Below are 3,563 nucleotides of genomic sequence, written 5' to 3' on the forward strand. Positions count from 1 at the left end.
CTCTACATCTGCGGCCCGGGACCGATGCTGGAAGCCGCGCGCAAGATCGCGGCCGAGCAGGGCTGGCCGGATAGCGCCGTCCATTTCGAGTACTTCAAGAACACCAACAAGATCGACGACAGTTCGAGCTTCGAGGTCGCGCTGGCGCGCTCCTGCGTCACGCTTCAGGTGCCGGCGGGCAAGACGATCATGCAGGTCATGCGCGAAAGCGGCATCGATGTTCCGTCGTCTTGCGAGCAAGGCGCCTGCGGCACTTGCGTGGCGACGGTGATCGAGGGCGAACCGGACCATCAGGACGTCTACCTCAACGATGCCGAGAGGAAGGCCGGAACCAAGATCATGACCTGCGTTTCGCGCGCCAAATCGGCACGCCTCGTGCTGGACATCTAACTGTTTGTTTTACGCAATTCCGGACGGAAAACCGTTACACACTTTTCCTGGAATTGCTTTAGGAGCCGCCGATGATCACGCTTTACGACTACGAACTGTCGGGCAATTGCTACAAGCTGCGGCTGCTGATGAGTTTTCTCGGCATCGACTACAAGACCGTGCCGGTCGACTTCTACCCCGGCCGCGAACACAAGTCGGAATGGTTCCTGAAACTCAATCCGCTTGGCCAGCTGCCGGTCATCGAGGATGAAGAGCTGATCTTGCGCGATGCCCAAGCGATCCTTGTCTATCTCGCCTCGAAATACGATCCGTCGGGCACCTGGTATCCGCGGGACAATCCCGCTCTGCTGGGCGAGATCAGCCAGTGGCTGGCCTTTGCAGACGGTATCACTTCGACGGCGTCGGCCGCCCGCCTGCACGATGCGCTGTTTTATGACTTCGATATCGACGCCGCGCGTGCCGGCGCGCATCGCCTTTTCCGTATCCTCGACGAGCATCTGTGGTTCGGCGAACAGCAGGGCCGCAACTGGATCTGTTCGGCCAGTCACCCGACCATCGCCGACATCGCCTGTTTTCCTTACATCATCCTGTCGGAGGAAGGCGGTGTTCCGCGCCAGGACTATCCGGCTATTCGGCGCTGGTGCGACCGTGTCAAGCGCATCAAGGGCTTCACCGTCATGTCGGGTGTGTTTCCCGCCGGCCCCGGCAAGATCGCCGCATAGTCTGATCATAAGCGCCGCGTTCTGGCCCGGCAAAATAGAGATTTGGGAGAGAAAAAGAATGAAAACCCGCGCCGCTGTCGCTGTCGCCGCCGGAAAGCCGCTGGAGATCATGGAGGTCGACCTCGAGGGCCCGCGCGAGGGCGAAGTGCTGGTCGAGATCAAGGCGACAGGCATTTGCCACACCGACGAATTCACACTGTCGGGCGCCGATCCGGAAGGTCTGTTTCCGGCCATCCTCGGCCATGAAGGCGCCGGCGTCGTCGTCGATGTCGGCAAGGGTGTCACCTCGCTCAAGAAGGGCGACCACGTCATCCCGCTCTATACGCCCGAATGCCGCCAGTGCCCGTCCTGCCTGTCGAGAAAGACGAACCTCTGCACGGCGATCCGCGCCACGCAGGGCCAGGGCCTGATGCCCGATGGTTCGTCGCGCTTCTCGATCGGCAAGGACAAGATCTTTCACTATATGGGCTGCTCGACCTTCTCCAACTTCACCGTGCTGCCCGAGATCGCACTGGCCAAGGTCAACCCCGACGCGCCCTTCGACAAGATCTGCTACATCGGCTGCGGCGTCACCACCGGCATCGGTGCCGTGATCAACACCGCCAAGGTCGAGATCGGCGCCACCGCGGTCGTCTTCGGCCTCGGCGGCATCGGCCTCAATGTCATCCAGGGCCTGAAACTTGCCGGCGCCGGCATGATCATCGGCGTCGATTTGAACAACGACAAGAAGGAGTGGGGCGAGCGCTTCGGCATGACGCATTTCGTCAATCCGAAGGAGATCGACGGCGATGTCGTGCCCTACCTCGTCAACATCACCAAGCGTGGCGCCGACCAGATCGGCGGCGCCGACTACACATTCGACTGCACGGGGAGCACCAAGGTCATGCGTCAGGCGCTCGAAGCCTCGCATCGCGGCTGGGGCAAGTCGGTGGTCATCGGCGTTGCCGGCGCCGGCCAGGAGATCTCGACCAGGCCGTTCCAGCTGGTCACCGGCCGCACCTGGATGGGCACCGCCTTCGGCGGCGCGCGCGGCCGCACCGATGTGCCGAAGATCGTCGACTGGTACATGGACGGCAAGATCCAGATCGACCCGATGATCACCCACACGCTCAAGCTCGAGGACATCAACAAGGGTTTCGATCTCATGCATGAGGGCAAATCGATCAGAAGCGTCGTGGTTTACTGAGGAAGATCGCAGGCCGCGGTCCAACCGGCGCGCGGCCTCCGTGGTTCACAATGGGAGGAGAAAAGAAACATGAGCGAACTCCCCGCCATTCTCGTCGATGCAGACGCCTGCCCGGTCAAGGCCGAGGTCGAAAAAGTGGCCGACCGGCATGGCGTCGTTGTCACCTACGTCTCCAATGGCGGCCTGCGGCCGTCGCGCGATCCGATGGTCCGCAATGTCGTGGTCTCCAAGGGCGCTGATGCCGCCGACGACTGGATCGTCGACAATGCACGCACCAACGACATTGTGATCACCGCCGACATTCCGCTGGCCGCCCGCGCGGTGGCGCTTGGCGCCCATGTGCTTGGGCCAACCGGACGTCCCTTCACGCCGGAAACGATCGGCATGGCGGTGGCGATGCGCGACCTGAAGCAGCATCTGCGCGAGACCGGCGAAAGCAAGGGCTACAATGCCAGCTTCGCGCCGCAAGACCGGTCGCGGTTTCTGGGCGAACTCGATCGCATCTTGCGGCGTGCCATGAAATCGGCCACACCGGATTAGCGCTATCCAGGGCTGGAACCACCATGGCCGCCGAAGCTCCGATAGACAAACCCATGCAGCGCCACATGCTGTTTGCTGTGTCTGCCTGCTTCGGCGTCTTTGCGCTTCTGGTGGCGTTGCTGCTGCACGCTCCGCTTGCCTATTCGATCGGCGCCAACGCGTTCTTTGCCGCCTATGTCATTCTCGTCGTCGCCCAGATGCCGAAGTTCACCGGCAGGTATCTGAGCAAGAATGCGCGCGCCACCGACCAGCCGGTGCTGGTCATCTTCGCCGTGACGCTTGTCGTCGTCGGCGTTGCCGTTGTCGCATTGTTCCTGCTGATCAATCAGAAGGACAGAAGCCATCCCATCGAGCTCTTCTTCGCGCTGCTGTCGATCCCGCTCGGCTGGTTCACCATCCATGCCATGGCAGCGCTCCATTATGCTCATGTCTACTGGATGGATGGCGATGCGATGGATGCCGAGACCAGGAAGAAAATCCCGGTCGGCGGACTGCTGTTTCCGGGCGACAAACGGCCGGAGGGTTGGGACTTCCTCTATTTCTCGACGGTGATCGGCATGACGGCGCAGACCGCCGACACCAACATCTCGACGACGCATATGCGTCGTGTCGTGCTTGTCCACTCGATCCTGTCGTTTTTCTTCAACACGGTCATCGTCGCCGCTGCCGTCAATCTCGCCGTCAGCCTGGGCGGTCCGTAATAAATCCGTGATCGGATGAAACAT

General features: G+C 61.5%; 5 protein-coding genes. All 5 read left to right on the forward strand.

The window, feature by feature from the left end; translation table 11 throughout:
- The coding region (locus EN879_RS28075; RefSeq protein ID WP_127274387.1) for a 2Fe-2S iron-sulfur cluster-binding protein at positions 1-390 on the forward strand (390 nt) is incomplete at its 5' end.
- A 71-nt stretch (positions 391-461) separates the two neighbouring features.
- Positions 462-1,112 carry a glutathione S-transferase gene (locus tag EN879_RS28080; RefSeq protein WP_063168879.1) on the forward strand — a complete coding sequence of 217 codons (651 nt, stop codon included), beginning with the start codon at positions 462-464 and terminating at the stop codon, positions 1,110-1,112.
- Between the two features lie 58 nt (positions 1,113-1,170).
- Positions 1,171-2,298, forward strand: a complete 1,128-nt coding sequence (locus tag EN879_RS28085) for an S-(hydroxymethyl)glutathione dehydrogenase/class III alcohol dehydrogenase (RefSeq protein ID WP_127274388.1) — start codon at positions 1,171-1,173, stop codon at positions 2,296-2,298.
- Between the two features lie 69 nt (positions 2,299-2,367).
- Entirely contained in the window at positions 2,368-2,838 is a 471-nt protein-coding gene (locus tag EN879_RS28090; protein ID WP_013531944.1) for a YaiI/YqxD family protein, read from the forward strand.
- Between the two features lie 23 nt (positions 2,839-2,861).
- On the forward strand, positions 2,862-3,539 hold the full coding sequence (locus EN879_RS28095; RefSeq protein WP_013531945.1) for a DUF1345 domain-containing protein: 678 nt from the start codon (positions 2,862-2,864) through the stop codon (positions 3,537-3,539).
- The last annotated feature ends 24 nt before the right edge of the window (positions 3,540-3,563 follow it).

Origin of the sequence: Mesorhizobium sp. M7A.F.Ca.AU.002.02.1.1, assembly GCF_003998535.1 — a bacterium.
GTDB lineage: Bacteria > Pseudomonadota > Alphaproteobacteria > Rhizobiales > Rhizobiaceae > Mesorhizobium > Mesorhizobium ciceri.